General features: G+C 70.9%; 22 protein-coding genes and 1 pseudogene. 15 read left to right on the top strand and 8 right to left on the bottom strand.

The window, feature by feature from the left end:
- The first annotated feature begins 97 nt into the window (after nt 1-97).
- Nucleotides 98-1,651 carry a GMC family oxidoreductase gene (locus tag RPX00_RS45350; RefSeq protein ID WP_406635287.1) on the top strand — a complete coding sequence of 518 codons (1,554 nt, stop codon included), beginning with the start codon at nt 98-100 and terminating at the stop codon, nt 1,649-1,651.
- Nucleotides 1,652-1,661: 10 nt separating this feature from the next.
- Here RPX00_RS45350 and RPX00_RS45345 read toward each other — a convergent pair.
- Nucleotides 1,662-2,587, bottom strand: a pseudogene (locus RPX00_RS45345) (NADP-dependent oxidoreductase).
- Nucleotides 2,588-2,709: 122 nt separating this feature from the next.
- On the opposite strand from RPX00_RS45345, the gene RPX00_RS45340 reads away from it, so the two are divergent.
- The 10 genes from RPX00_RS45340 to RPX00_RS45295 all read left to right on the top strand — a co-directional run bounded on the left by RPX00_RS45340 (nt 2,710) and on the right by RPX00_RS45295 (nt 13,596).
- Nucleotides 2,710-3,504 (top strand): AraC family transcriptional regulator, encoded by a 795-nt coding sequence (locus RPX00_RS45340; RefSeq protein ID WP_406635285.1) that lies wholly within the window; start codon nt 2,710-2,712, stop codon nt 3,502-3,504.
- A gap of 54 nt (nt 3,505-3,558) precedes the next feature.
- A complete protein-coding gene (locus RPX00_RS45335; RefSeq protein WP_406635284.1) occupies nt 3,559-5,142 on the top strand; it encodes an AMP-binding protein in 1,584 nt (527 codons plus the stop codon).
- 33 nt (nt 5,143-5,175) lie between these two features.
- Nucleotides 5,176-6,060, top strand: a complete 885-nt coding sequence (locus tag RPX00_RS45330) for an amidohydrolase family protein (protein ID WP_406635282.1) — start codon at nt 5,176-5,178, stop codon at nt 6,058-6,060.
- Complete coding sequence (locus RPX00_RS45325) at nt 6,060-6,872, top strand: SDR family oxidoreductase (protein WP_406635280.1); 813 nt, start codon at nt 6,060-6,062, stop codon at nt 6,870-6,872. The genes RPX00_RS45330 and RPX00_RS45325 overlap by 1 nt, the downstream gene beginning before the upstream one ends.
- Before the next feature lie 61 nt (nt 6,873-6,933).
- Complete coding sequence (locus RPX00_RS45320; RefSeq protein WP_406635278.1) at nt 6,934-7,560, top strand: TetR/AcrR family transcriptional regulator; 627 nt, start codon at nt 6,934-6,936, stop codon at nt 7,558-7,560.
- Nucleotides 7,557-9,041 carry a DHA2 family efflux MFS transporter permease subunit gene (locus RPX00_RS45315; RefSeq protein ID WP_406635277.1) on the top strand — a complete coding sequence of 495 codons (1,485 nt, stop codon included), beginning with the start codon at nt 7,557-7,559 and terminating at the stop codon, nt 9,039-9,041. The genes RPX00_RS45320 and RPX00_RS45315 overlap by 4 nt, the downstream gene beginning before the upstream one ends.
- Before the next feature lie 20 nt (nt 9,042-9,061).
- Nucleotides 9,062-9,946, top strand: coding sequence for an alpha/beta fold hydrolase (locus RPX00_RS45310; RefSeq protein ID WP_406635275.1), 885 nt, complete (start codon nt 9,062-9,064; stop codon nt 9,944-9,946).
- Between the two features lie 28 nt (nt 9,947-9,974).
- Nucleotides 9,975-10,505: a (2Fe-2S)-binding protein gene (locus tag RPX00_RS45305; RefSeq protein ID WP_406635273.1), complete on the top strand. Its 531-nt coding sequence runs from the start codon at nt 9,975-9,977 to the stop codon at nt 10,503-10,505.
- Nucleotides 10,502-11,506, top strand: coding sequence for an FAD binding domain-containing protein (locus RPX00_RS45300; RefSeq protein ID WP_406635271.1), 1,005 nt, complete (start codon nt 10,502-10,504; stop codon nt 11,504-11,506). The genes RPX00_RS45305 and RPX00_RS45300 overlap by 4 nt, the downstream gene beginning before the upstream one ends.
- Nucleotides 11,503-13,596 carry a xanthine dehydrogenase family protein molybdopterin-binding subunit gene (locus tag RPX00_RS45295; protein WP_406635269.1) on the top strand — a complete coding sequence of 698 codons (2,094 nt, stop codon included), beginning with the start codon at nt 11,503-11,505 and terminating at the stop codon, nt 13,594-13,596. The genes RPX00_RS45300 and RPX00_RS45295 overlap by 4 nt, the downstream gene beginning before the upstream one ends.
- Here the strand turns inward: RPX00_RS45295 and RPX00_RS45290 are convergent.
- Nucleotides 13,586-14,236, bottom strand: a complete 651-nt coding sequence (locus RPX00_RS45290) for a dienelactone hydrolase family protein (RefSeq protein WP_406635267.1) — start codon at nt 14,234-14,236, stop codon at nt 13,586-13,588. The genes RPX00_RS45295 and RPX00_RS45290 overlap by 11 nt on opposite strands.
- 71 nt (nt 14,237-14,307) lie before the next feature.
- Here RPX00_RS45290 and RPX00_RS45285 point away from each other — a divergent pair, with 71 nt between their 5' ends.
- Entirely contained in the window at nt 14,308-14,904 is a 597-nt protein-coding gene (locus RPX00_RS45285; RefSeq protein ID WP_406635265.1) for a gamma carbonic anhydrase family protein, read from the top strand.
- 43 nt (nt 14,905-14,947) lie between these two features.
- Here the strand turns inward: RPX00_RS45285 and RPX00_RS45280 are convergent, their stop codons facing one another.
- Nucleotides 14,948-15,691 (bottom strand): S1 family peptidase, encoded by a 744-nt coding sequence (locus RPX00_RS45280; protein ID WP_406635263.1) that lies wholly within the window; start codon nt 15,689-15,691, stop codon nt 14,948-14,950.
- Between the two features lie 188 nt (nt 15,692-15,879).
- Between RPX00_RS45280 and RPX00_RS45275 the strand changes: the two genes are divergently transcribed.
- Nucleotides 15,880-16,794 (top strand): hypothetical protein, encoded by a 915-nt coding sequence (locus RPX00_RS45275; protein WP_406635261.1) that lies wholly within the window; start codon nt 15,880-15,882, stop codon nt 16,792-16,794.
- Nucleotides 16,795-16,803: 9 nt separating this feature from the next.
- Here the strand turns inward: RPX00_RS45275 and RPX00_RS45270 are convergent, their stop codons facing one another.
- Nucleotides 16,804-17,712 (bottom strand): LysR family transcriptional regulator, encoded by a 909-nt coding sequence (locus tag RPX00_RS45270; protein WP_406635259.1) that lies wholly within the window; start codon nt 17,710-17,712, stop codon nt 16,804-16,806.
- 116 nt (nt 17,713-17,828) lie between these two features.
- Here RPX00_RS45270 and RPX00_RS45265 point away from each other — a divergent pair, with 116 nt between their 5' ends.
- Nucleotides 17,829-18,632: an SDR family NAD(P)-dependent oxidoreductase gene (locus RPX00_RS45265; protein WP_406635257.1), complete on the top strand. Its 804-nt coding sequence runs from the start codon at nt 17,829-17,831 to the stop codon at nt 18,630-18,632.
- A gap of 169 nt (nt 18,633-18,801) precedes the next feature.
- Here the strand turns inward: RPX00_RS45265 and RPX00_RS45260 are convergent, their stop codons facing one another.
- From RPX00_RS45260 to RPX00_RS45250, 3 genes are all read right to left on the bottom strand, one after another.
- Nucleotides 18,802-18,993 (bottom strand): hypothetical protein, encoded by a 192-nt coding sequence (locus RPX00_RS45260; RefSeq protein ID WP_406635255.1) that lies wholly within the window; start codon nt 18,991-18,993, stop codon nt 18,802-18,804.
- Between the two features lie 285 nt (nt 18,994-19,278).
- Nucleotides 19,279-20,139 carry an NAD(P)-dependent oxidoreductase gene (locus tag RPX00_RS45255; RefSeq protein WP_406635253.1) on the bottom strand — a complete coding sequence of 287 codons (861 nt, stop codon included), beginning with the start codon at nt 20,137-20,139 and terminating at the stop codon, nt 19,279-19,281.
- Nucleotides 20,140-20,150: 11 nt separating this feature from the next.
- A complete protein-coding gene (locus tag RPX00_RS45250; protein WP_406635251.1) occupies nt 20,151-21,017 on the bottom strand; it encodes an NAD(P)-binding domain-containing protein in 867 nt (288 codons plus the stop codon).
- Nucleotides 21,018-21,112: 95 nt separating this feature from the next.
- Here RPX00_RS45250 and RPX00_RS45245 point away from each other — a divergent pair, with 95 nt between their 5' ends.
- Complete coding sequence (locus tag RPX00_RS45245; protein WP_406635249.1) at nt 21,113-24,229, top strand: BTAD domain-containing putative transcriptional regulator; 3,117 nt, start codon at nt 21,113-21,115, stop codon at nt 24,227-24,229.
- A 286-nt stretch (nt 24,230-24,515) separates the two neighbouring features.
- Here the strand turns inward: RPX00_RS45245 and RPX00_RS45240 are convergent, their stop codons facing one another.
- Complete coding sequence (locus tag RPX00_RS45240; protein WP_406635247.1) at nt 24,516-25,928, bottom strand: amidase; 1,413 nt, start codon at nt 25,926-25,928, stop codon at nt 24,516-24,518.
- Nucleotides 25,929-26,012: the final 84 nt, after the last annotated feature.

Raw genomic sequence — 26,012 nt, 5'->3', positions numbered from 1 at the left:
GCACCTCCCTATGACTCAGGAAAAACTGAACGTTCACTCTTGACTGAACGTTCGGCCGGGGACCATTCTAGCCGCCACGACGGCGAAGGAGCGGCACATGGCGGACAGCGGCTGGGACCTGATCGTGGTCGGCGCCGGATCCTCGGGAGCGGCGCTGGCGGTGCGCTCGGCCCAGCGGGGCAAGCGGGTCCTGCTGCTCGAGGCCGGTCCGGACTACCGGTCGGCCGAGATGCACGAGGCGTGGCGCTCGCCCAATCCGATCGTCGCCCTGCTGCATCCGACAGCGGCCGAAAGCCTGGTGTGGCAGGGCCTCGACGCCACGCGGACGGACCGGCAGCAGCCGGCGCTGTACTGGCGCGGCCGGGGCGTCGGCGGGAGTTCGTCGATCAACGGGCAGATCGCGATCCGCCCGCCGATGGCGGATTTCGCCGACTGGGCAGTGCCGGGCTGGGCCCCGGAGGATGTGCTGCCGTACTTCGCGAAACTGGAGGACGACGAGGTTTTCGGCGACGAGCCCGGGCACGGCCGCGGCGGCCCGATCCCGATTTACCGGACGCCGCAAGAGAACTGGGGCGCCGTCGACGCCGCGCTGCACCGTTCGGCGATCGCCGCCGGATACGGCTGGGCTCCGGACGTGAACGCGCCCGCGGCCAGCGGCGTCGCGCCCTATCCGATCAATTCCCGTGCCGGACGGCGGGTTTCGGTCAACGACGCCTACCTCGAACCCAGTCGCGAGTTGCCGAAGCTGACCATTCGCGGGGACGCGCTCGTGGACCAGGTGCTCTTCGAAGGCAACCGGGCGATCGGCGTCCGGGTCGTCCTCGGCGGGACGGTCGTGACCGAACTCGCCGACACGGTCGTGCTGAGCGCCGGGGCAATTCACACCCCGGCGATCCTGCAGCGCTCCGGCGTGGGACCCGCGGCGCGCCTGCGGTCGCTCGGCATCGACGTCCGCGCGGATCTGCCCGCCGGACGCGGTCTGCAGGATCATCCGATCGCGATGGTCCAGCTTCCGTTGACCGAAGCCGCGGCGATCAAGACGCCGGACGACCGGCACACCAACGTCTGCGTCCGCTTCACCAGCGGTTCCGGCGCCCCGGAGGGCGACCTGATGTTCGTCTCGATGAACCAGAGCGTGCTCGCCATGGCGTTCGCGGACACCGGGGCCGGGGCGGGGGCCTACGGGGTGTGGCTCAATCAGAACTATTCGCGCGGCGAGGTCAGCCTGGTTTCGGCGGACCCGGACGTCCAGCCGCTGGTGCGCCAGCGGATGCTCTCCGACGAACGCGACCTGCCGCGGTTGCGCGCGGGCGTGCGGGCGCTGGTGGAGCTTGCGCGCGCCACCGAGACCGCGCCGATCCTCGGCGGCTCGCTGGAGAGCGCGAACGAGGCACTGTTCGCCGCTCTGGACGACGACCGCGCTCTGGACGACCACCTGCTGGCCACCGCCGGCGACTCGCAGCACGCCACCAGCACCTGCCGGATGGGCGACCCCGGGGACCCTGACACCGTGGTCGATTCCGACTGCCGGGTGCTCGGCTTCGAGCGCCTGCGGGTGGTCGACGCGTCGATTTTCCCTTACGTGCCAAGGGCTAACACCAACCTGGCCGCGATCATGGCCGGCGAGCTGATGGCCGACCGGCTCGGCTGACCGCGGCGGGTCAGAGGGTGAGTACCACCTTGCCCTGGAGATGACCGCCGTCCAGCAGCCGGTGTGCGTCGGCGACGCGTTCGAACGGGAAGGTCGCCTGCACGTGGACGCGGAGCTTGCCCTGTTCGGCGAGGTCGACGAGGCCGCGCAAGGCGATCGGGTCCGGGTCGACTCCGATGCCGCTGAAGCGCAGGCCCGCTGCCTCGAACTTCCCGATCAGTTCCGTGTCTTCGTCGGCGACCGCGGTCACGAGGTGCCCCCTGGCCGGAGCACGCCGAGCGACCTCGCGGCGGTGTCGCCGCCGACGGTGTCGAGTACGACGTCGATGTCGCGGACGACCTCGGCGAAGTCGACCGTCGCGTAGTCGATGACTTCGTCGGCGCCCAGTCCCGTGACGAAGTCCCGTTTGCTCGCGCTGGCGGTCGTGATCACGTGCGCGCCCAGCGCTTTCGCGATCTGGATGGCGACGTGGCCGACTCCGCCGCCGCCGGCGTGGATCAGGACGCGATCGCCCGCGGTCACGCCGCCGAGGTCGACGAGTCCCTGCCACGCGGTCAGCCCGACGATCGGCAGCGCCGCCGCTTCGACGTGCGAGAGCGCCGCCGGTTTGCGCACCAGGTGCAAGGCCGGGGCCGCTATGACCTCCGCGTACGCGTTCGCCGCGCGGGGAAACAACGGCATGCCGAACACCTCGTCGCCGGGCCGGAACCGCCAGGTCAACGCCTCCTCGACGACACCGCTGACATCCCAGCCGAGAATGAACGGCGGCTGGCCGAGCAGCGGGAACTCGCCGTCGCGCAGCCGCGCCTCCAGCGGGTTCAGCCCGATCGCCTTGACCCGGACGAGGACTTCGGTCGGCAGTGCCCGGGGTTCGGGCGCGTCCGCGATCGTGAGCACTTCGGGACCGCCGAACTGCTGCTGGGTGATGACTCGCATGATTCTCCTGGTTTGGGGTGAAACCGGCACACCTCGACGATCGTCGCCGCGCGGCGGGCGTGCCACCGGTGTCCCGCCAGGAAACTGCGATAACCCGCCAACCGGGGCTAGGCTGGGCACCCATGACCGAAGCTGCCGCCGAACCGGTGTTCTGGACCGACGATTCGGCGTTCTGCGGGCCGCTGGCCCACGGCGAGGACGTCGCCCCGCACTTCCACGACTTCGGCCAGCTCCGGTACGCCGCTTCCGGCGCGCTGGTCACCGTCACCGAGGCCGGCACCTGGGCGGCGCCGGCGAACCGGATCACCTGGGTGCCGCCTTTCCACGTGCACCGCAGCCGCTCGTACGGCGAGACCGATGTCCGGCTGCTCACGGTTCCGGCGGAACTGGCCGAGCGGCTTCCGGCGGAGCCCTCGGTGTTCGTGGCCAGCGCGCTGATGCGCGAGGCGTACCTGGCGCTGCTCTGCGAGAACGAACCCGCCGACAGCCCCCGCGCGCGGCTGCTGCTCGAGGTCGTCGTCGCGGAGCTGGTGCGCGCCCGGCAGGAACCACTGCGTCTCCCGGAGCCGAGCGACGCCCGCCTCAAGGCCGTCACCGACCTGCTGCACGCCGACCCGGCCAGCCCGGCGACCCTGGCGGAACTGGGGCACCGGACCGGCTCCAGCGAACGCACGCTCAGCAGGCTGTTCGGCAGCGAACTGTCGATGAGCTTCCACCAGTGGCGCACGTTGCTCCGCGTTCAGCGGGCACTGCTCGAACTCGGCGAGGGCACCTCGGTCACCGACACGGCGATCAGGCTGGGCTGGGCGAACCCGAGCAGCTTCATCGAAGCCTTCACCGATCTCGTCGGCCAGACCCCCGGCCGCTACCGCTCCGCGGCGCGCGCGGTCGGCACCAGCGTGGCGGGTTACCCGTAATTGCTGGCGGAACATCGGTGGCACGCCGGTAGGGGCACCACCGATGGTTGAGGCATGGCTGATCCCGTCCACGAGCAGAGCGCTTGCGCCGCAACGGCTTCCTCCGGCGTGACGCTGGGCGATCTGATCGTCCAGGCCCTCACCCGGCACAGCTCGGCCGAGGCCTTCGTCGCCGGTGACCGGCGGCTGACCTACCGCCAGGTCCGAGATCTCGTCTCGCGGTACGCGGCCGCGCTGGCCGGTCGCGGCGCGGGGCTCGGCACCGGGGTCGCGATGCTCAGCCCGAACATGCCCGAGTCGTGGATCGTCCAGGCCGCGACGTACCTCCTGGGCGCGCGCTTCACCGGCCTTCAGGCGCTGGCCTCGATCGAGGACCACGCCGTCGTCTGCGCGGACGCGGGGGCCGAGGTGCTGGTGGTGACCGCGCCGCTGGAGGAACACGGGCGCCAGCTCGTCGCCGAGGTCGGTTCGCTGCGGCAGCTGCTGGTGATCCCGGGCGCGGGCGGCCCGCCCGAGGGCGACCATCCCGCGGCGCGGCCGCTCGATCCCGGTCCGGCCGCCGAGACGGACCTCGCGTGGCTGCAGTACACCGGCGGGACGACCGGCAAACCCAAGGGCGTGCAGCAGCCGCATCGGTCGATGGTGCAGATGGTCTACGCGCACCTGGCCGATTTCGAACAGCCGCGCTCGCCGCGGTACCTGGCCTCGGCTCCGCTCACGCACGCCGCTGGGCTCGGCGTCCTCCCGACGCTGCTTCGCGGGGGCACGGTCGTGATCGAGCAGGGTTTCGATCCCGGCCGGTTCCTCGACGTCATCGAGGCGGAACGGGTCAACTGCGTCAGCGGCATTCCGACGATGATCTACACGCTGCTGGACCACGAACGCCCGGAGACGAGAGACCTGTCCAGTCTCGAGGTGATCTGGTACGCCACCGGGCCGATGTCCCCGGTGCGCCTCGCCGAGGCCCGGGAGCGCATCGGGCCGGTCTTTTCCCAGATCTACGGGCAAACGGAGTCAACGGGCATCGGGACGGTGCTGCCCAAGGCCGCGCACGAGACGGCGAACCTGGAACGGCTCGCCTCCTGCGGCCGTCCCGTGGTCGGGAACCGCGTCCGGCTGGTCGGCGAGGACGGGCGCGACGTCCCCGCCGGCGAGGTCGGCGAGATCGTCATGCGCAACCGCGGGGTCATGCTCGGCTACCGGAACCTTCCCGAGGAGACCGCGGCGGCGCTCGAAGGCGGCTGGCTGCACACCGGAGACCTGGCGCGGCAGGACGACGAGGGACTGCTCTACATCGTCGGCCGCAAGAAGGACATGATCATCTCCGGCGGGTTCAACATCTACGCGAGCGAAGTCGAGGCCGCCTTGGCCGAGCACCCTTCGGTCGGCTCGGCGGCGGTGATCGGCGTGCCCGACGACCGGTGGGGCGAGATCGTCACCGCGTTCGTCGTCGCGCGCCCCGGCCACGACGTCGACGTTCCCGCGCTCCGGGACTTCGTCAAGCGGGTCAAAGGCTCGATGTACTCGCCCAAAAAGGTTGTGGTCGTCGATTCGCTGCCCCAGACGACGGTCGGAAAAGTGGACAAGAAGGCGTTGCGCGCACCTTATTGGCGCGACTCGACGCGCGAAGTCCACTGATTTTTCTCCACTTTTCACGAAAGGCACACGGCATTGACGACACCGGCACCCCGGCTCATCGACTTCCATTCTCACTGGGGAACGGAGCGCGGCTGGAAAGGAAGCCCGTATGAGACCGCCGAGGACCGAGAGGCCCTCCGCGGCTACTTCAAATGGGGCATGGACTTCGTCAGCGACGAGGAGCAGGCGGCGCAGTTCCGGCAGGCTAACGCCAAGGTGATGCTCGACTTCGCGTTCACCTACCAAATGGACGCCGGTGCGCTCCGAGACCAGCACGACTACGCGTTCGCCTTCGCTCGCGAGCACCCCGACGTCGTGCTCGGCAACTGGATCAGCATCGACCCGACGCGGCCGGACCACGTCAAGGAATTCGAGCGCTGCCTGAGCGAGGGGCCGGGGCTGACCGGGCTGACGGTGCACTCGTTCACCCCGGCCGGACCGCCGGACCAGCCGGGGTGGGAGACCTGCCTGAACCTGTGCGTCGAGGCCAACCGCCCGGTGCTGGTCCACGTGGGCATGTCGGCGACCGGCGCCGGCACCCGCGGCGGCATGGGCATCACCCTGGAGGGCTGCCATCCCCGGTATGTCGACCGCCTCGCGGCCGCGTATCCCGACCTGAACGTGATCGCGGCCCGGGTGGCGTGGCCGTGGCAGTCGGAAATGATCGCGGTCGCGCTCCACAAAGCGAACGTCTGGATGGAACTGCACGGCTGGTCGCCGCGCTACTTCCCGGAGGAACTCAAACGCGAGATCGGGAAGCGGCTCCGCAAACGGGTATTCTTCGGTGCCGATTACCCGATGCTCAGCCACGAGCGTCTGGTGGCGGAATGGCGTGCGGAAGGTTTTTCGCCGGACGTCCTCGACGACGTGTTCTCGGGAAATGCCGAAGCTTTCCTCGCATCGATCGGAGTCGAGTGATGGACCTGGGACTGGTTGGAAAAGTAGCCATTGTCGGCGGTGGCAGCGACGGCCTGGGTTTCGCGATCGCTGAGCGCCTTTTGCGGGAAGGCGCCTCGGTCACGATCTTCGCGCGTCGCGCGGAGAAGATCTCGGCCGCCGCGAAACGACTCGCGGGCGAATACGGCGCGGAGCGGGTCCTCGGGCTCGCCGCCGATTGCTCAGTCGAAGCCGACCTCGAACGGGTCACTGCCGAGACACTCGCCCGCTTCGGCGAGGCGGTCCACGTCCTGGTCACCAACGACGGCGGCCCGCCGATCCGCCGGATCTCGGAACTCACCGACGACGTGTGGCGCCAAGCCTTCGAACGCCACTTCTTCTACGTGGTCCGGTCCGTGCGGGCGACGCTGCCGCACATGACGGCCGAAGGGGGCAGCATCCTCAACGTCGTCTCGGGTGTCGTCGAGTGCCCGGCCGCCGGAATGGCGGCGCCCGTTTCGGTGTGGTCCGCGGTGATCGGTTACGCCAAGACGCTGGCGCTGGAGGTCGGGCAGTACGACATCACCGTCAACACCCTGCTGTCCGGCTACTTCGACACCGCACTGCTGGGCCGGACACTCGACCGGCAGCCGGAACTCTCGAAGGCCCGGCTGGGAAGCGGGCTGCCGAGGGGACGCATCGGGGAGCCCCGGGAGTTCGCCGACGTGGCCGGTGCCCTCGTGTCGCCGAACCTGGGCTTCGTCACCGGCGCGGTGATCCCGGTCGACGGCGGGGCCGGAGTCGGGATGGGCGCGAGCTTCGATTCGGCTCCCGGCCGGGAGCGGGAGCGCTGAACCGAAAAATGTCGTACCGCGACAGTTGTCGCAGTGCGACATTATTGCTAGCGTGGCCGCCGTGGACGAGAAGGGGAAGCCCGGCCTGCGCGAGCGCAAGAAAGCCCGCACCCGGGACCGGATCATCGAAACCGCGGTGCGGCAGCTGGTCGGCCGGGGCTATCACGACACCACGGTCGAGGGGATCTCCGCCGAGGCGGATGTTTCGTCGCGCACCTTCTTCCGCTACTTCGCGAGCAAGGAGGACGCGGCCCTGGCCGTGCTGGAGGGGCTCGACGACCGGATGCTCGCCTGTTTCGCCGAACGGCCGGATGACGAGCCCGTCCTGGCCGGCCTGTGCGAGGCGCTCAGCCGGGCGTGGCGGGAATGCTGGGGCGAGCGCCTCGACCGCGAGCATCTCCAGCTGTTCCGGCTGGTCGACGCGCATCCGGCGCTCCTGGCGGCGAACGCGCGGAGGGACGCCCGGCAGCGCGAGCGGTTGATCGAGGTGGCGGCGACGCGGCCCGGCCTCGGCGGGGTGCGGGCCGAGTTGGCCGTCGCCGGGTTCGAGGGCGCGTTTCACGTGGCCGTCAAGGAATGGCGGGCCGAGGGCGGCGAGTCGGTCGAGTCGTTGTTGAGCCACACGCGGCGTTGCGTCGCGGAGCTGCCGGGCGCGATCGACACCGCCTATCGCGGGCAGCGGCGGTGACTTCGGCGACCAGTGCGAAGAGGGTCAGCCCGTGGGCCGGGCTCGTCGCGGTCGTGCTCGGGGTGGTCGTCGTCGCTCTCGACGGCACGATCGTCGCCGCGGCGAATCCTCGGCTGAGCGCGGAACTGGGGGCCACACTCGGCGACCTGCAGTGGATCACCAACATCTACCTGCTGGTCATGGCGCCCTCGACGGTGCTGGCCGGCCGGATCGGCGACCGGTTCGGCCGCCGCCGCGTCTTTCTCGCCGGGGTGGCCGGATTCGGCCTCGCCTCCGCGGCCGCCGGGCTGGCCGGCTCGGTGGCCATGGTGGTGGTGACGCGGAGCGTGCAGGGGTTCTTCGGCGGCCTCATCATGACCAACGCGCTGGCTCTGCTGCGCGCGACGTTCCCGCCCGAACGGCTGCCGGCCGCGGTGTCGGTGTTCGGCGCGCTCGCGGCTTCCTCGATCGCCGCCGGGCCGGTCGTCGGCGGGGTTGTGGTGGATCAGCTGGGCTGGCGCTGGGCCTTCTTCGTCAACGTGCCCGTCGCGGTTTTCAGTCTGCTGGCGGGGCTGCGGGCGCTGCCGCGGCTCAGCCCCGGCCGTCCAGGACGCTTCGATCTAGGCGGTGCCGCGCTGCTCACCGCGGGGTTGCTGGCGCTGGCCTACGGGCTGGTCCGGGCGCCGAGTGCCGGGTGGGGCGATGCTGTCGTCCTGGGTTCGCTGATCGCGGCGGTGCCGATCGGCGCCGCGTTCGTGCTCGTCGAGCGGAAAGCCCGCAATCCCATTGTGCCGCTGCGGATTTTCGCCGACCGGTCGATCAGCGGCGGCATCGTGCTCAGCGTCGCCACCGACTTCGCGATGATCGCCTTGCCGGTCTTCGTGTCCCTGTTGCTGCAGAAAACCGACGGCCGCACTCCGATCGAGGCGAGCCTGCGTCTCGCCCCGCTAGGCGTGGCGGCGGTGCTCGGCTCGACGGTGAGCGCGCGGTTGCTGCCCAAGGCGGGCCGCCGTCCGGTGATCGTCGCGGGCGCGCTGATTTCCGCCGTGGGGTTTGCTTTGCTGACCGATGTCGAGCAGGGAAGCTCGTACCTAGCGATGGCCGCGTCGTTCGCCGTGCTGGGGCTCGGCCTTTCGCTGGTAATGAATTCCGCTGTCCAAGCGGTGCTCGGCAACGCCGCTGAGCAGGACGCCGGTGCCGCGGCCGGGGTTCAGCAGGCGGCCGGCCAGATCGGCGGCTTGCTGGGCATTTCGGTCCTCGGCGCGGTTCTGGCGACCACCGCGTCCGCCCGGTTCCGCGACCTTTTGCTCGCTTCGGGATTGCCTCAGCAGTTCGCCGAGCAAGGCGCGGGCACCGTCGCCCAAGGCGTCGCTCCCGCGGGTGCGCCTGCTGCGGTCGCCAACGCTGCCCACGAAGCGTTCCTGTCCGGCATCCATTCGGTCATGTGGGCCGGGGCCGGTCTTTCCGTCCTTTGCTGCGCCGTCGGGTTTGTCGTCCGCTAACCCCCGGGTAGCCCCAGAGCATGACGGAGTTCGTATGGACGCCGGACTTGAAGATCGGCTACGAGGCAGACGGCCCGCCGGACGGACGGCCGCTGGTCGCGGTGCACGGCTGGCCGGACGATCCGCATTGCTGGGACGGCGTGGTGCCCGAACTGACCAAGGCCGGCTACCGGGTGTACCGGCCGTATCTGCGCGGGTTCAGCCCGACGGAGTTCCGCACGCCGGACAAGCCGCGCAGTGGGCAGTCCGGGGCGCTTGGCCAGGATCTCCGGGACTTTCTCGAAGCGCTCGACCTTTCCGGCGTCGTCCTCGCGGGACACGACTGGGGCGCGCGGGCCGGGTACGTGGTCGGCGCGTTGTTCCCGGAGCGGGTTTCCCGGCTGGTCGCGATGTCCGCGGGCCACGGCGCGAGCGGTCCCGACACGCCGCTGGACTATCCGCTCGCGCACGCGTACTGGTACGAGTGGTTCGTCGCCACGAAGCGCGGCCAGGACGCGATGCACCGCGACCGGCGGGCGTTCAGCCGGTACCTGTGGCGGACGTGGTCGCCGGGCTGGGAGTTTTCCGCCGCGGAGTTCGACCGGGCGGCGTTGGCCTGGGACAACGACGACTGGCCGCAGATCACCATCTCCGCCTACCTGCACCGGTGGGGCGAGCAGGACGGCGATCCGGCCTACGCGGAGCTGGAACGAGAGCTGGCGAAGCCGCCGCGGGTGCGGGTGCCGACGTTGGTGCTGCACGGCGGAAAGGACGCCGACAACCTGCCGTCGACCAGCGCGGGCAAGGACGAGTTGTTCGCTGGGGAGTATCGGCGGGTGGTTTTCGAGGACGTCGGGCACTTCCCGCCCAGGGAGGCTCCGGTGCGGACCGCGGAGGAGATTCTGCGGTGGGCGGCGGAGGTTTGAGGCCGGGACGAGCGGGTATGGCGTCGGCATGCGACCGGGCGAGACGGAAACGGCACGGACGATCGCGCTGCACGTCGACGGGACCGCGCATCGGCTGACCGTCGATCCGCGCCGCACCCTGCTGGACCTGCTGCGGGAGCAACTCGGCGGCTACAGCGCCAAAAAGGGCTGCGACCACGGCCAGTGCGGAGCCTGCACAGTTCTGCTCGACGGCCGGAGAGCGCTGTCCTGCCTGAGACTCGCGTTGTCCTGCGACGGGGCCGAGGTGACGACTGCCGCCGGTCTGGCCGAGGACGGCGAGTTGCACGCGCTCCAGCAGTCGTTCGTGGACCACGACGCGTTCCAATGCGGATACTGCACGCCGGGCCAGATCTGTTCGGCGGCCGGATTGCTGGCCGAGTTCGGCGACGGCGAGCCCAGCCACGTCACCGCGCCGGTCGCCGATGCGCCGCGATGGACGGACGAGGAAATCTCCGAGCGGATGAGCGGAAACCTCTGCCGTTGCGGCGCTTACGCCGGCATCGTCGCGGCGGTCCGCGAGGCGGGAGAACAGCGATGAAACCGTTCGCGTACGGCAAACCGGCGACGACGGCCGAAGCGGTGCGGGCAGTGGCGGCCGAGCCGTCCGCGATGTTCCTCGCCGGCGGCACCAATCTCGTGGACCACTTGAAACTCGGTGTGGCACAACCGGACCGCGTCATCGACGTGACCGGGCTGACGTCGGCCGAGATCCGCGACGACGACGGCGGGCTGGTGATCGGCGCGGGCGTCCGCAACAGCGACCTCGCGGCTGACCGGCGGGTCCGGGAGCGGTATCCGGTGCTGGCCGAAGCGCTGCTGTCCGGGGCGTCGCCGCAGTTGCGGAACATGGCCACGGTCGGCGGAAACCCGTTGCAGCGCACCCGATGCGTCTACTTCCAGGACGTCACGACCCCGTGCAACAAGCGTTCGCCCGGCTCCGGTTGTTCCGCGCTCGGCGGTTACACGCGGCATCACGCGATCCTCGGCGCGTCCGACCAGTGCGTCGCGACGCATCCTTCGGACATGGCGGTGGCCATGACGGTGCTTGACGCGCGCGTCCGCGTGGTCGGTCCGTCGGGTGAGCGGGTGCTGCCGTATGCTGAGCTGCACCGGCTTCCGGGCGAGCACCCCGAGCGCGACACCGTGCTCGAACACGGCGAGCTGATCACGGACATCACGCTGCCCGTCACCTCCTGGTTGCGCCGGTCGGCCTACCGCAAAGTGCGCGACCGGGCTTCCTACGCCTTCGCGCTCGTCTCTGTCGCAGTTGGACTGTCCATTTCAGACGGCCGGATCGACGATGTCCGGCTCGCGTTCGGCGGAGTGGCGCACAAACCCTGGCGTGCTTTGCGGGCCGAGCAGGTCCTCCGGGGCTCCCGGCCGAGTCACGACGTCTTCCTCGCGGCCGCCGAGGCCGAACTCTCGGACGCCACGCCTTTGGACGGTCTCGACGGAGGAAATGCCTTCAAGATCCCCCTCGCCGCGCGCACCCTCACCGCGGTGCTGCGCGACCTGACCGCCGAGGAGCGCGGCCAATGACCGGACTGCTGGAACCCCGAGCGATCGGACGTGGGCTCACCCGCCGGGACGGTCCGGCGAAGGTCACCGGAACCGCGCCGTACGCCTACGAAGTCCCGGCCCAGGAACCGCTGTACTGCCATCCGATCCAGGCGACTATCGCCCGCGGCCGCTGCCTGCGGATACACACAGTCAAAGCGGAAGCCCTTGACGGCGTCCGGAGCCTGCTCACGCCGTTCACCGCCGAGCGGCTCGTCGACACCGGCGACGCGGAGCTAACCGTGCTGCAGGACTGCGAAATACCGTTTCGCGGCAGCGTGATCGGGCTCGTCCTGGCCGAGAACTCCGAGACTGCCCGGCACGCGGCGGAGCTGGTCGACGTGCAGTACGAGAACGACCCCTTCGACGCCCGGCTCACCGCGGACGATCCGGGACTGTACAAGCCGGACAAGGTCAACCCGAACTTCCCGACCGACACGGCCGAGGGCGACGTCGAGGCCGCGTTCAGCGCCGCAGAGGTGACAGTGGACCAGACCTACACCACGTCGACGTACCACAACAACCCGCTCGAGCCGCACACGACGACGGCCCTGTGGGAGGACGGCGTGCTGACGCTGTGGGATTCCACCCAGGGCGTGCACCCGGTGCGGGCCAAGCTGGCGAAGCTGTTCGGCCTGCCCGCCGAACAGGTCCACGTGATCTGCCCCTACATCGGCGGCGGCTTCGGCTCGAAAGGCATGCCGCACGCCAACGTCGTGCTCGCCGCGCTGGCCGCCCGGAGCGTGCCCGGCCGCCCGGTGAAGCTCGCGCTGACCCGGCAGCAGATGTTCAGCCTCGCCGGGTACCGCACGCCGACGATCCAGCGGGTCCGCCTCGGTGCCGGGCCAGACGGGCGGCTGACGGCGATCGGCATGGACGTCGTCGAACAGACCTCGCGGATCAAGGAGTTCGCCGAACAGACCGCCGCGCCCGCCCGGATGATGTACGCCGCGCGGAACCGGTCCACCAGTCATCGGCTCGCCAGTCTCGACGTGCCGGTGCCGTCGTGGATGCGCGCGCCGGGGGAGTGCCCGGGCATGTTCGGCCCGGAAGTCGCGATGGACGAACTCGCCGAGGCACTCGGCGTCGACCCGGTCGAACTGCGCGTCCGCAACGAACCGGAGCGGGACCCGGAGTCCGGCCGCCCGTTCTCCAGCCGGCACCTGGTCGAATGCCTGCGCACCGGTGCCGAACGCTTCGGCTGGCACGAGCGCGACCCGCGGCCGGGGATCCGCCGCGACGGGCCGTGGCTGGTCGGCAGCGGCGTCGCGGCCTCGGTGTACCCGGCGAAGCGGATGCCCGGGTCGACCGCGGCGATCCGGTTCGAGAAAGGCCGCTACGCCGTCGAAATCGGCGCGGCCGACCTGGGGACCGGCGCGTGGACGATCCTTCCGCAGATCGCCGCGGGCGCACTGGACGTGCCCGTCGGCTCCGTCGAAGTCCGGATCGGCGATACCTCCTACCCGACGGCTACGGTGGCCGGTGGTTCCACCGGAACCGCCTCCTGGGGTTCAGCGGTGGTCGCGGCCGCGCGGGCGTTCCGGGAGAAGTACGGCTCGGAACCCGGCGACGGCGACGAGGCATCGGCGGACACCCCGGAAAACCCGGCCGCGGAGCACTACGCGATGTACGGCTTCGGGGCGCAGTTCGCCGAGGTGCGGGTGGACGCCGACACCGGCGAAGTCCGGGTGTCGCGGCTGCACGGCACGTTCGCCGTCGGGCAGATCGTCAACCCGGTCACCGCGCGTTCGCAGCTGCTCGGCGGGATGACCATGGGCCTGTCGATGGCGTTGCACGAGAACAGCGTCCTCGACCCGCGGTTCGGCCACGTGGTCAACCACGACTTCGCCGAGTACCACATCGCGACCAACGCCGACGTCGAAGACCTGCGCGCGGACTGGCTCGACGAGAACGATCCGCACCTCAATCCCATGGGCAGCAAGGGAATCGGCGAGATCGGCATCGTCGGCACAGCGGCCGCCGTCGCCAACGCGGTCCATCACGCCACCGGGGTCCGCGTCCGGGATCTGCCGATCACGCTCGACAAGCTGCTGCCGTCCCTCACAGGATGAAGGCGTGCTCACCACTGTCCGGAAGGTGGCGGCCGAACCAGCCAGCCGCCGCGTCGGCGACCTGCTCCAGCGCCCCGGGTTCCTCGAACAGATGCCCGGCTCCCGGCACCACCACCAGGTCCCGGTCGCCCGGCAGCTGCGAAGCGGCGGCTTTGTTCAGCCGGCGCACGGTGTCGTCGTGTCCTCCCACGATCAGCAGCACCGGACAGCGCACCTCCGCCAGGGCGTTTTCGGCCAGATCCGGCCGTCCGCCCCGGGAAACGACCGCGCGCACGACGTCCGGCCTGGCCGCGGCGGCGCTCAGCGCGGCGGCGGCTCCCGTGCTGGCCCCGAACAACCCCACCGGCAGCCCGGTCACCGAGGGGTGGCGGCCGAGGCCGTCGAGCGCACGCAGCAACCGGTCCCGCAGCAGATCGATGTCGAACCGCAGCTGGTCGTCGCGGTCTTCTTCCGGGGTCAGCAGGTCGAACAACAGCGTCGCGAAGCGGTGGTCTTGCAGGGCTCGGGCGACGGCCTGGTTGCGCGGACTGTGCCGCGAACTGCCCGAGCCGTGCGCGAAAACCACCACTCCGACCGCATCGGCCGGCACCGTCAGATCGCCTTCGGCCGGCGAGGTTCCGACCGTGAATGGCTCTGTCATGGCTCCCTCCTGCCTTTGCGTCGGATACGGATATCCCGTCCGGACCGAGCCGAAACCGTTAGCGTGGAACGATGCTGATCGAACATCGAGGGCAACGGCCAGTGGTGCCGGAGTCGGCGTACGTCGCACCGTCCGCGGTGCTGTGCGGGGCCGTGGTCCTTGGCGAGCGGGCCCGGGTCCTGCACGGCGCGGTGCTCACCGCGGAAGACGGGGAGATCCGCACCGGCTCGGACGTCGTGATCATGGAAAACGCACTGGTCCGCGGTCGAGCCGGGCACCCCGTGACGCTCGGGGACTCGGTGCTGGTCGGGCCGCACGCGCACGTCAACGGAGCCGTCGTCGAGGACGAGGCGTTCGTGGCGACGGGGGCCGCCCTGTTCCCGGGCTCGGTCGCCGGAGCCGGGGCGGAACTGCGGATCAACAGCGTGCTGCACGTCAATTCCCGCCTCGAACCCGGCGCGGTGCTGCCCATCGGCTGGATCGCGGCGGGGGACCCGGCCGCCCTCTTCTCCCCGGACCGGCACGAGGAGCTGTGGGAGATCCAGCGCACCATGGACTTCCCCGGCACCGTGTACGGCGTGCCGCGGGGTGCGCCGATGCGCGAGATCATGGCTCGGCAGACCCGGTTCTACGGGGCTCATCAGGACGATCGCCTCTTGGAAGACTGACTGCGGCCCGCGCCGGGAGCCCCTCCGGCGCGGGCCGCGGCGGTCAGATCCCGGAGGTCTGCTGAATCCAGTCGCGTCCCGCCGCGACGCTCCCGTAGGTCGTGACGCTGGAACGGTCGCTGGTGGAGCACACCCCGACCTGAATGCCGTCGTCGACCATCGGCCCGCCCGAGTCGCCGCCGGCCACCGCGCCGTTCGGGGTGCTCGCGGTGATCGCGGGTCCGCCGGCGTTGTCGCTGTCCTGAGTGTTCGAGATCGATACCACGGCCTGCTTCAACACACTCGACTGGTGGTGGCCCTCGTCGGTGCTCTGCGTCGCGCCCCAGCCGTACACAGTGGCGCTGTCGCCCTCCTGCGCGTCGCTGGAACTGTTGGACAGGCGCGCGAACGTGCTGCCGCCGTCGGTGTTCAGCTTGATCAGCGCCAGGTCGCCGCCGGAGTAGACGTAGGTGGAGGCGGCTTTGGCGTGCACGCCGCCGCTGGCGCTGTTGGAACCGATGTACAGGTCGATGTCCGTGAGGCGCTGCCCGTTGTTGTCGTACATGCAGTGCTTCGCGGTGAGGATCCAGCGGCTGCCGATCAGCGTGCTGGTGCAGAAGAAGGTGTAGCCGTTGGCGTGGCCGTTGAACCGCGCGATGTAGCCGGGGTTCTGCGCGGTGCTGCCGCCGATGATCGACGGCTGGGCGTCGGGCGCGGCGGGGCTCGCGGACGCGGGGGTCACGGCGAACGCGCCCAGTGCCGCGCAGGAACCGGTCAGCACGGCGAGGGCCCGGGTGAGTGCGCGCATGTCGCTCCTTGGGGAACTGTTTTCCGATGGGGACGCTTTCGAACGTAAGCAGCGCGGCCGCACCGCGGAATCCGCCGAAACTCCGGTGGCAGGCAAGCGGCGGCGACGCGACTTTCGTCGGGTTGCCAACCGGTGAACGAATGCCGAGAATCCGTTTCGACCGGTCCGTTTTTTCCAGGAGGAGCGGAATGCGGTTGTTCGCCCCGGCCCCCGTGCGGGAACGGCTCGCGCAGGCTTTGGCTGAGGGCCCGTTCGAACACGCCCTGACGCTCGCGATCGAGCGCAGCGGCCTCGGCCTGGCGCGGCTGCGCGAACGGCTCGCGGCCTCCGGCGTGCCGGTCAGCACGACCACGCTCAGCTCGTGGCGCACCGGCCGCAGCCGTCCGGAACGGCCGGAATCGTTGCGGGCGCTGACTTTGCTGGAACGGATGCTGGACGTCCCGCCGGATGCGCTGCGCACGCTGCTGGACCGGCCGCGCACCGGTGCCCCGGCCCCGCGCCCGACGCGCTGGGACCGGTTGTGGGAGAACCGCAGCCTGCTGCCGGCGGTGCTCAACTCGTTCGAGGACGCGTCGCTGGAATCGGTCAGCGTGCACGAGGCGCTGCGCGTCGACGCTCAAGGCCGGATGCGGAGTCTTCACGTGCGAGAAGTGGTACGCGCACTGGACGAGCCGGTTTTCGGGAGAATCGTCGCGATGCGGGGCTTTACGCCTGGGCAGGCGCCGACGCTGGTGTCCGCACGGTATTGCCGCCCGGGGAATGTGCAGCTGACTCCGGAACAAGCGTTTTCGGTGACGGAGCTAGTGCTGGACTATCCGCTGGCACCCGGCGAGACGGCGATCGTGGAGTACCGGTTCGCGTTCCGGGACGAGGAACCGGATTTGCGTTACGACCGCCGGTTCCGTCTGCCGGTGGCGGAACATCTGCTGGAAGTGCATTTCGATCCTGCGGTGCTGCCCGCGGAATGCGTTTCGTATCGGCAGGATTCGCCCACCGGTCCGGAGTTGGAGACCGCGGAGGTGCGGGTGCGCCCCGGCGTGCCGGTTCACGTGATCCGGACCGGGCAGGGGCCGGGAATCCACGGCGTCCGGTGGCGGTGGTGAAAGACCCCGTTACCGCGCCACCCGAAGCTGCGCGGCCTCCTGTCGGAGCGCCTCGACGGCGGCGGTCACCTCAGGGGACCGGTTGCGATCGGTGACAGCGACGGTGGCCCGGCCGAGCCAAGCCGGGTCGTCGACCTGGACGGTGCGAACCCCGGGCGGGACCGACGCGGCGGCCAGCTCGGGCAGGACGGCGATGCCGAGCCCGGCGGCGACGAAACCCAGGCGGGAGGGCCATTCCCGGGTCGCGTAGGCGATGCGCGGGCGTTCGAGGGTCGGCCACGCGCCGAACTGGGGATCGTCGCGCAGCCCCTTGCCGACGATCCAGTTTTCGTCGCTCAGCTCGGCCACCGGGACGCTTCCGCGATCGGCGAACCGGTGGTTCTCGGGGACGGCGAGCAGGAGCCTGCCGTCGAGGAGCAGGTCGCGGAAAAGGCCCTCGAAATCGTAATCGGGCAGGCCCGGACCCACGCCTATCACCGCGATGTCGACCCGGTGCGCGCGGAGCTGGCGGAGCTGGGTGGGCGAGGAAGCCTCGCCGAACTCGACGAGCAGGCCCGGGTGCTCGTCGCGCAGCCGGGCCAGCGTCCGGGGGATGAGCACGGCGGCCGCGGCCGGGAAGGCAGCGAGGACGACCCGTCCGGCGAGATGGTCGTGCAGCCGGGCGAGATCCGTGCCGACCGCGTCGATTTCGTTGAGCGCCCGCGCGGCTCGACGGGCGAGCAGCACGCCAGCGGGGGAGGGCACGACCCCGCGCGCGCCCCGGACGAACAGCGGTATGCCCGCCGCGGCCTCGATCGCCGCCACCTGACGGGACACCGCCGACTGCGTGTATCCGAGCGCGTCGGCCGCGGCGGTGAACGAGCCGAGGTCGGCGACAGCCTGGACGACGCGCAGGCCGGTGAGCGTGAAGTCGGCCACGGCGTCATCCTGGCACATTCCGGGAGCGCATGGCTCCGGTGCGAAACCTTCGCTGGTGGGACTGCCCTCGCCGCCCGCACGATGGAAAGCACATTCGTTCGCGAGGAGCATCGGTCATGGCGAAAACCTGGTTCATCACAGGCAGTTCGAGAGGGTTCGGCCGCGAGTGGGCGGACGCCGCCCTCCAGCGCGGCGACCACGTCGCGGCGACCGCCCGGGACGTCGACCGCCTGTCCCCGTTAGCCGATCGGTACGGCGACGCGATCCTGCCGATCCGGCTCGACGTCACCGATCGTGCTGCGGTGCATGCGGCCGTCCAGCGGGCCCAGGCGTATTTCGGCTCGCTGGACGTCGTGGTCAACAACGCCGGTTACGGCCATTTCGGCATGGTCGAGGAACTCGGCGAGGACGAACTCCGGGCTCAGCTGGAGACCAATTTCTTCGGCGCGGTCTGGGTTACGCAGGCCGCGCTGCCCTTCATGCGGGCCCAGCGTTCGGGACGGATCTTGCAGGTGACCAGCGAGGGCGGAGTACGCGCTTTCCCCGGCATCAGCGCGTACCACGCCTCTAAGTGGGCGCTGGAGGGACTGTCGGAATCCTTGGCGCAAGAAGTGGCGGCCTTCGGAATCCGCGTCACCAACGTCGAGCCTGGCCCGTACGCCACCGACTGGCTGGCTAGCGGGGCCCGGCACAGCGAACCGCACCCGGACTACACCGAGGTCCACGCGGCGTCCGCACCGGACTTCGAGGTCGGCGATCCGCGGGCGACCCGAGACGCGATCCTCCGGATCGTCGACGCGGACGAGCCCCCGCTGCGGATCTTCCTCGGCAAGTCCTTCCCCGACGTCGCCGACCTCTACGAGGAGCGGCTCAGCACCTGGCGTCAGTGGCAACAGGTCTCTCTGGCCGCGTTCGGCTGAGCGCTACCGCGAGCCAAGAAACGCCCTCCCGCGCGGCGTAAGCGAGTGATGCACCGCCACGCCCGCCCGGGTGCGTCCGAGGAGGCCGGTCAGCTGTTCCTCACCCGAGCCGAGTGGTTCATCCGGGACGAGGCCCGCCGCCGGGCACGCTGCGCCGCGTCGATGAACGTCACCGGCGCGTCCCAGCAGAAATGCGCTGGCACCAGGAGCAACCCCCGGCCGTCGAGGGCCACCGTGCGGTCGCGCGGATCGTCCGCTGGGCGAAGGCGCGGACGACGTCCTCGCGCAGGGCGGCCTTCGGCTGGGACAGGATGTTGCCGAAGTAGGCGCCGACGTCCGTCTCGTCCGGCGCGGGCGTCAAGAAGTCCGGGAAATCGCCCAGCGGGACGATTTCGGCGGCGGCCTTGAGCCAGTGCCAGCGGCCGGGGGCGGTGCTGGGTTCCGGCCAGGACCTTCCCAGGCCGGGTGCGCGCCGCCAGCGACGCGCACCCGACCCAGGTCCTCGGTCGTGAAAACAGCATCGAAACCACCCCTGGTCCGCGTCTCCCCAGCGCGGCTCCAGGTCCCAGGATGCGGTCTGGGAACCCGGAGACCGGCGCGGATCCGTCGGCGGACGGTCCTCACCGGCTTCCCAGACCGCGGCGGCTCAGGCCTTGCTGCGGATCACGTCGATCAGGCTGGTCCAGCTGTCCCGTCCGTGCCCGGCCGCCACGGCGCGGTCGTAGTGCTCCTTCACCGCGGCGGGCAGGGACACGTCGATCCCCGCGTCTCGGCTCGCGGCGAGGATGTGGTCGGCCGTCGCGCCCATCATCTTGGCGTTCGCCTGGTCTCCCGGGTGGGTGCCGCTGTCGATGTTCTTCGCCGTCTCGTCCAGGAACGTCTGCACGAGAGTGAGCAGCTCCGACGCGTACGGCACCAGCGTCGCGGCGGACACCCCGGCGGTGCCGACGAGGGCCGCCGAGTGCAGGAACGCCGACAGTGTCGTGAGGAACAGGTCCAGCAGCGCCTGGTAGTAGAGCTGTGCCAGGCCCGGGTCCGCGCCCCGGTAGTCCGGCCGTCCGATGACGCGCAGGGTCGGCTCGATCCGGTCGAAAGTGGGCTGCGCGCCGCTGTAGAACACGAACGAACCCTCGGTGCCGACGACCGGCGCGGGCACCATGATCCCGCCGGCGATCATCTCCGCGCCGCGCGCGGCCAGCCATTCCGCGGCCACCCGGGTCCGCTCCGGCGTGTCCGAGCTGAGGTTCACCACGATCTTGCCGCGCAGCGCGTCCTCGGTCGGCGCGAGAATGTCGTACATCGCCTGATAATCGGTGAGGCTGAGGAGCACCAGCTCGTTCGCGGCCAGCGCCTCGGTGACCGTCGCCGCGCGCTTCGCGCCCTCGGCCACCAGTGCGTCGGCCCGGCTCGCGGTGCGGTTCCACACCGTCACCTCGTGGCCGGCGGCCAGGTAGGCTCGCACCATTGCCTGGCCCATCGGACCGAGGCCGATCAATGTCACGCTCATCGCATTTCTCCTTACTTCTTCAGCAGTTCGATGACGCTCGCGAGGTTTTCCGCGCCGTGCCCTTCGGCGGCCCCGCGCAGGAGCAGCTGATGCAGCGGTGCGAGCAGTTCGGCGCTGACGCCCTGGTCAGCCGCCGCAAGGGGCAGGTTCTCGAACGCGGCGGCCTGCATCCCCAGGTTCGACACGACGTTCTGGCTGTAGTCGCCGCTGTCGATTTGCCCGGCGGCCTCTTCGGCGAAGCCGCCCATCGCGCTCAGCCATCCGTTCAGCAACGGCGCGAACTCGACGGCCGAGAGCCCCTCGCTGCGGATCAGCGCGTACGCCTGCAGGATGCCGATGAACTGGCCGTACATCCCCGACAGCAGTGCGAGGTCGTGCAGTGCCGCCAGCCCCGGGTCCTCGCCGACGTAGTTGCTGCCGCCGAACGTGTCGAACGCCGCGCGGTGCGTCTCGAACAGGTCCTTGGGCCCGCTGTAGAACACGAACGCGCCCGGCTGCCCGATCATCGGCGGAATCGCCATGATGCCGCCGTCGAGGAACCTCCCGCCCTGCTCCGCGACCCATCCGGCCAGCTCGCGGGCCTGGCGAGGGGTGCCGTTGGTCAGGTTCACCACCGCCCGGCCCGCCAGCGAGACCGTGCTGAGCACCTCGCGCACGGACGCGTCGTCCAGCAGGCAGACGATCACCAGCTCGCTCGCCGCGACCGCCTCGGCGGCCGATTCCGCCGTGGCCGCCCCCTTCGCCACCAGCGGCTCGGCCTTGTCCGCCGAGCGGTTCCAGACCGTCACCGGCCGTCCCGCCGCCAGCAGCGCGCCGGCCAGCGCACTGCCCATCGCGCCGAGTCCCAGCACGGTCGCTGAGGCCGTATTCCCGGACATGTCGTCCCTCCCGTTTCTCGATCTGCCGACCACGGTGCCGAGGCGCACGCACGGTTCGCTGGGGGTCCGCGCACGAGTGCGGTTACGGTGGTTTCGTGCGATTCGGGATCCTGGGGCCGTTGGCCGTGTACAGCGACGACGGCAGGCCGGTCCGGGTGCCCGAGGCCAAGGTCCGGACCCTGCTCGCGGTCCTGCTCGTGCACGAGGGCCGCCCGGTGTCGGCGGACCGGCTGGCCGACGACCTGTGGGGCGAGCAGCTGCCGGGCAACCCGGTCAACACCCTGCAGACGAAGGTCTCGCAGCTGCGCCGCGCGCTCGAACGCGCCGAACCGGGGCAGGGCGGCGCGCTCGTGCATCAGGCGCCCGGTTACGTCCTGCGGACCGAGCCGGAGGCGGTGGACGTCGGCCGATTCCGTGCGCTGACGGCGTCGGCGGGCGAGGACCCGCGTTCCCGGGTCGCGTCGCTCACCGAAGCGCTGGCGTTGTGGCGAGGCCCGGCGCTCGCCGAGTTCGCCGACGAACCCTTCGCGCAGCCGGTGATCCAGCGGCTCGAAGAGGAACGCCTTGTCGCACAAGAGAATCTCGCCGACGCCCGGCTCGCGCTCGGCGAACACGCGGCGCTCGTCCCGGAACTCGCCGAGCTGGTCCGGCAGCATCCGCTGCGGGAACGGCTGCGCGGCCTCCAGCTGCGCGCGCTGTACGCGGCTGGGCGGCAGAGCGAAGCGCTGGCCTCGTACGAGGAGTTGCGCCGCCGTCTCGCCGACGAGCTAGGCCTCGACCCCGGTCCCGAGCTGACCGCGCTGCACCGGTCGATTCTGGCGCAGGACCCGGCGTTGACCGAGGCGGCTCCGCGGCTTCCGGTGCCGCTCACCGAACTGGTCGGCCGGACCGCCGCGGCGCGCGCGATCAGCACGCTCGTCGGCGAATCCCGGCTGGTGACGCTCACCGGGCCGGGCGGCGTCGGCAAGACCCGGCTCGCGCTGGAGACCGCGCACCGGCTCGGCGAGGACTTCGCCGCGGGCGCGTGGCTGGTCGAGCTGACCGGCATGGACCGGCACGAATGCGGGCTGAGCCAGTGCCCGCCGGACGAGTGGGTCGTGGAGGCGATCGCCGCGACGCTCGGCATCCGGGACGCGGCGGTGCCCGCGCCGGCGGACCCGGCCGAGCGGCTGGCGGAGTCCTTGCGCGGCAAGGAGATCCTGATCGTGCTGGACAACTGCGAGCAGCTGATCGAGCCGGTCGCCGCGGTCGCCGGGCGGCTGCTGGCCGCCGCGCCCGGGCTGCGGATCCTCGCCACCAGCCGGGAACCGCTCGGGCTCGCCGGGGAAACGCAGTTCCCGGTGCCGCCGCTGGACCACGACAGCGCCGCGCGGCTGTTCATCGCCCGCGTCGCGGACACCGGGTCTACTGTGGACAGTGCCGACGCCGAAGCGGTCGCGGAGATTTGCCGGAAGCTGGACGGATTGCCGCTGGCGCTCGAACTCGCCGCGACCCGCGTGCGTGCGCTGGGCGTGCCGGAATTGCTGCGTCGCCTGGACGATCGGTTCCGCCTGCTGGACGCTGCCCGCCGGGGCGTTCCCGCCCGGCAGCAGACTTTGCGTGCTATGATCGACTGGAGCTGGGAATTATTAAGTGAACCCGAACGTCTTGTGCTGCAACGGTTGTCGGTGCACACCGAGGACTGCGCGCTCGACGCGGCCGAGGCGGTGTGCTCGGGCGACGGCGTCGACGAGGGCGAGGTCCTGGGGCTGCTGGCGAAGCTCGTCGACCGCTCCCTGGTAGTGCCCGCGAGCACTGGCGCGCCTCGGTACCGGCTGCTCGAATCGGTGGCGGTGTACGGCCTGGAGCGGCTGCGCGAGGCCGGTGCGGTCGAGAGGACGCGGCGCCGGCACGCGGAGTACTACGTCCGGCTCGCGGGCGTGGCGGACGCCGGTCTGCGCGGCCGGGACCAGCGGCGCTGGCTGCAGCGGCTCGACGCGGACCTGCCGAATCTCCGCTCCGCGGCGGAGAACCTGGCCGGCTGGGGAAGCGCCGACGACGCGGTGCGGCTGGCGAACCGGCTGGCCTGGTACCGGTTCCTGCGCGGCCGGACGGCGGAGGCGATGCGCTCCCTGCGCGCCGCGCTCGCCCTGCCCGGCGGCGATGCCGAACTGCGCGCGGAAGCACAGGCGACGCTCACCGCGCTCGCGGTCCTGGTCAGCGACCGGCCGGACTGGCGTCCGGTGGCCGAGCAGCCGATGAGCGCGCGGGCCAAGTGGTTCCTCGGCTACGCACTGTCCACAGTGGCCGATCTGCCCGGCGCCGAACCGCTCACCCTCGACGCGCTCGCCGCCTTCGAAGCGTCCGACGACCGGTGGGGGATCGCCGCCGCCAGCGGCGATCGCGCGAGCCAGGCGCTGGCGAGAGGCGACATCGCCGGAGCGCGGCGTTACGCGGATCGCTGCGCGGAGCTGTTCGCCGAAATCGGCGACAAATGGGGCCAGCTGCAGGCGATTTTCGCGCAGGGCACGCTCGGCACGCTTTCCGGCGACTACGCCCGATCCGAAGCCGGGTACACCGAAGGACTGCGGATCGCCGAGGAACTGGGTCTGTGGCCGGAGGTGTCGTACCAGCTGTCGTGGCAAGGCCGGGTCGCGTTGCTGCGCAAGGACTACGCCGAGGCGCGAGAGCTGCATCGCCGAGCGCACGAGGTCGCCGCGGAGCACGGCTTCACGCCGGGAGAGATGTACGCACTGACCGGCCTGGCCCTCGGTGCCCGCCGCGAAGGCGACCTCGATCTCGCCGAGGAGCAGCTCCAGACGTTGCTAGCGTGGAACCGGCAGGTCGATTTCGAACCGGGCAACACGCTGATCCTCGCCGAACTCGGCTTCGTCGCCGAACTGCGCGGCGACCCGTCGGCCGCGCTGCGGCTGCAGCGGGAAGGTTTCGAGATCGCCCAGCGGACCGGCGATCCGCGCGCGGTCGCGTTGGCGCTGGAAGGCTTGGCAGGCGCGCACGCACTGGCCGGGGCACCTCGCGAGGCTGCCCGGCTGCTGGGCGCGGCCGCGGCGTCCCGGGCCGGGGTCGGCGCGCCGTTGCCCGCGGCGGAGCGGGACGACGTGGACCGGATCACCGCCCACACAAGCGAAGTCCTCGGCCCGGCAGAGTTCGCCGCCGAGTTCCGCGCGGGCGGCGAGGAGGGGATCGCCGTGGCTCAGGCTGTCCTTGGCTGATCCAGCCAGACTGCCAGTTCGCGGCGCTGATCCCGCAGGACCAGCCCTCGCGCTCGATCCGGTCGCGCACGTCGACCGACCGGCACCCAGGAACCACGCATCGACCGTGATGCGGTCCGACGCGGCAGAATCCCGCCAGACCGTCGCCGACCGACCGCCAGTCGATCCTCGGCGAAGACGACTTTCGGCCGGCCGATCCGACGGAACTCCCGCAAGCAGAACCCGATCGGCTCGGCGCGCCGACGGGCGACCATCATGCGCGGCCCACCCCCTTGCCCCGCAGGTCTCAGAACACCGGCCGCCGATTCCCCTGCCCCGTGGCCTGCTCAAACGCGTGCCCGGCCCGCAGCAACCCCAGCTCTCCCCGCAGCGGCGCGATGATCTGCAGCCCCACCGGCCGCCCGTCCTCGGTGAACCCGGCGGGCACCGACAGCGCCGGGCAGCCGGTCGCCGAGATCGACCACGCCGAGCGCATCCACTCCAGATAGTCGTGCATCGGCTGCCCGGCAACGGTTTCCGGATACTCCCACTCCACCGGGAACGGCGGCACCTGGCTCACCGGCGCGAGCAGCAGGTCATACCGCGTGAAAAACTCCCGCATCCCGCCGATGAGCTGCAGCTGCCGCTTCTGGGCGTTCGCGATGTCAGCGCCGGAAAGCGTTGCGCCGAAAGCGATGTTGTCGGCGAGCGTCTGCTTCATCTTGCCCGGATGCTCTTCGAGCAGGCCGCCGAGCCCGTCGTGGAAAAGCCAGCCGCGCAGAGTCCGGAACACCTCGTCCGCGCCGGAGAGGTCCGGGCAGGCCGGTTCGACGTGACAGCCGAGATCGGCGAACGTCCGCACCGCCGGTTCCAGCACGGCGCTGACCGCCGGGTCGACCGGCAGCCCGCCCAGATCCGGCGACCACGCCACGCGCAGGCCCGTGAGGTCGGCGTCGAGGGACCCGGAGAAGGGCGCGGCGGGCTGGTCGAGTGCGATCGGGTTGCGTTCGTCGTACCCGGCGATGACGGACAGCAGCAGCGCGACGTCGGCGACTGTCCGCCCCATCGGCCCCTGCACGCCCAGCGCCTCCCACGGCATCGTCGCCGGCCAGGTCGGCACGCGGCCCGGCGACGGACGCAGGCCGACGACGTTGCAGAACGACGCCGGATTCCGCAGCGAACCGCCCATGTCGCTGCCCTCGGCGAGCGGTTGCAGTCCGGCCGCCAGCGCTGCCGCCGCGCCGCCGCTGCTGCCGCCCGCGGAGAGATCCCGCCGGTACGGATTGCGCGTCGGCCCGAAGACCGGGTTGAACGTGTGCGAACCGGCGCCGAACTCCGGCGCGTTCGTCTTGCCGAGCGTGACCGCGCCGGCCGCGCGGATCCGTTCGACGACGAGCGTGTCACTGTCGGGCACGTGATCGGCGAAAATGGGCGAGCCGAAGGTAGTGCGGACCCCGGCGACCTCGTGCGTGTCCTTGTGCGCCACCGGAATCCCGTGCAGCGGGCCGACGTCCTCGCCGTGCGCGAGCCGTTCGTCGGCCGCCTTGGCCTCGGTCAGCGCACGCTCGGCGGTGAGCGTGACGATCGCGTTGATCTGCGGGTTGACCTGCTCGATCCGGTCGAGGTGGGCCTGCAGTGCTTCGCGGGCGGACAGCTCGCGGGTGCGCAGCCGGCGGGCCAGCTCGCGGGCGGGCAGGTAGCAGATCTCCTCGGCGCTCACTGTCGTCCCTTCCTGACCCCGGCGTCCGTTCGAGACGTCAGCCTGCCGCGCGGCGCTGAGGTCAGACAAGACCTGCTCGACAAA

Origin of the sequence: Amycolatopsis sp. WGS_07 (genome assembly GCF_045278895.1) — a bacterium.
Lineage (GTDB): Bacteria > Actinomycetota > Actinomycetes > Mycobacteriales > Pseudonocardiaceae > Amycolatopsis.
The sequence above is the reverse complement of the archived record's forward strand: the minus strand, read 5'-3'. Positions and strand labels throughout refer to the sequence as shown.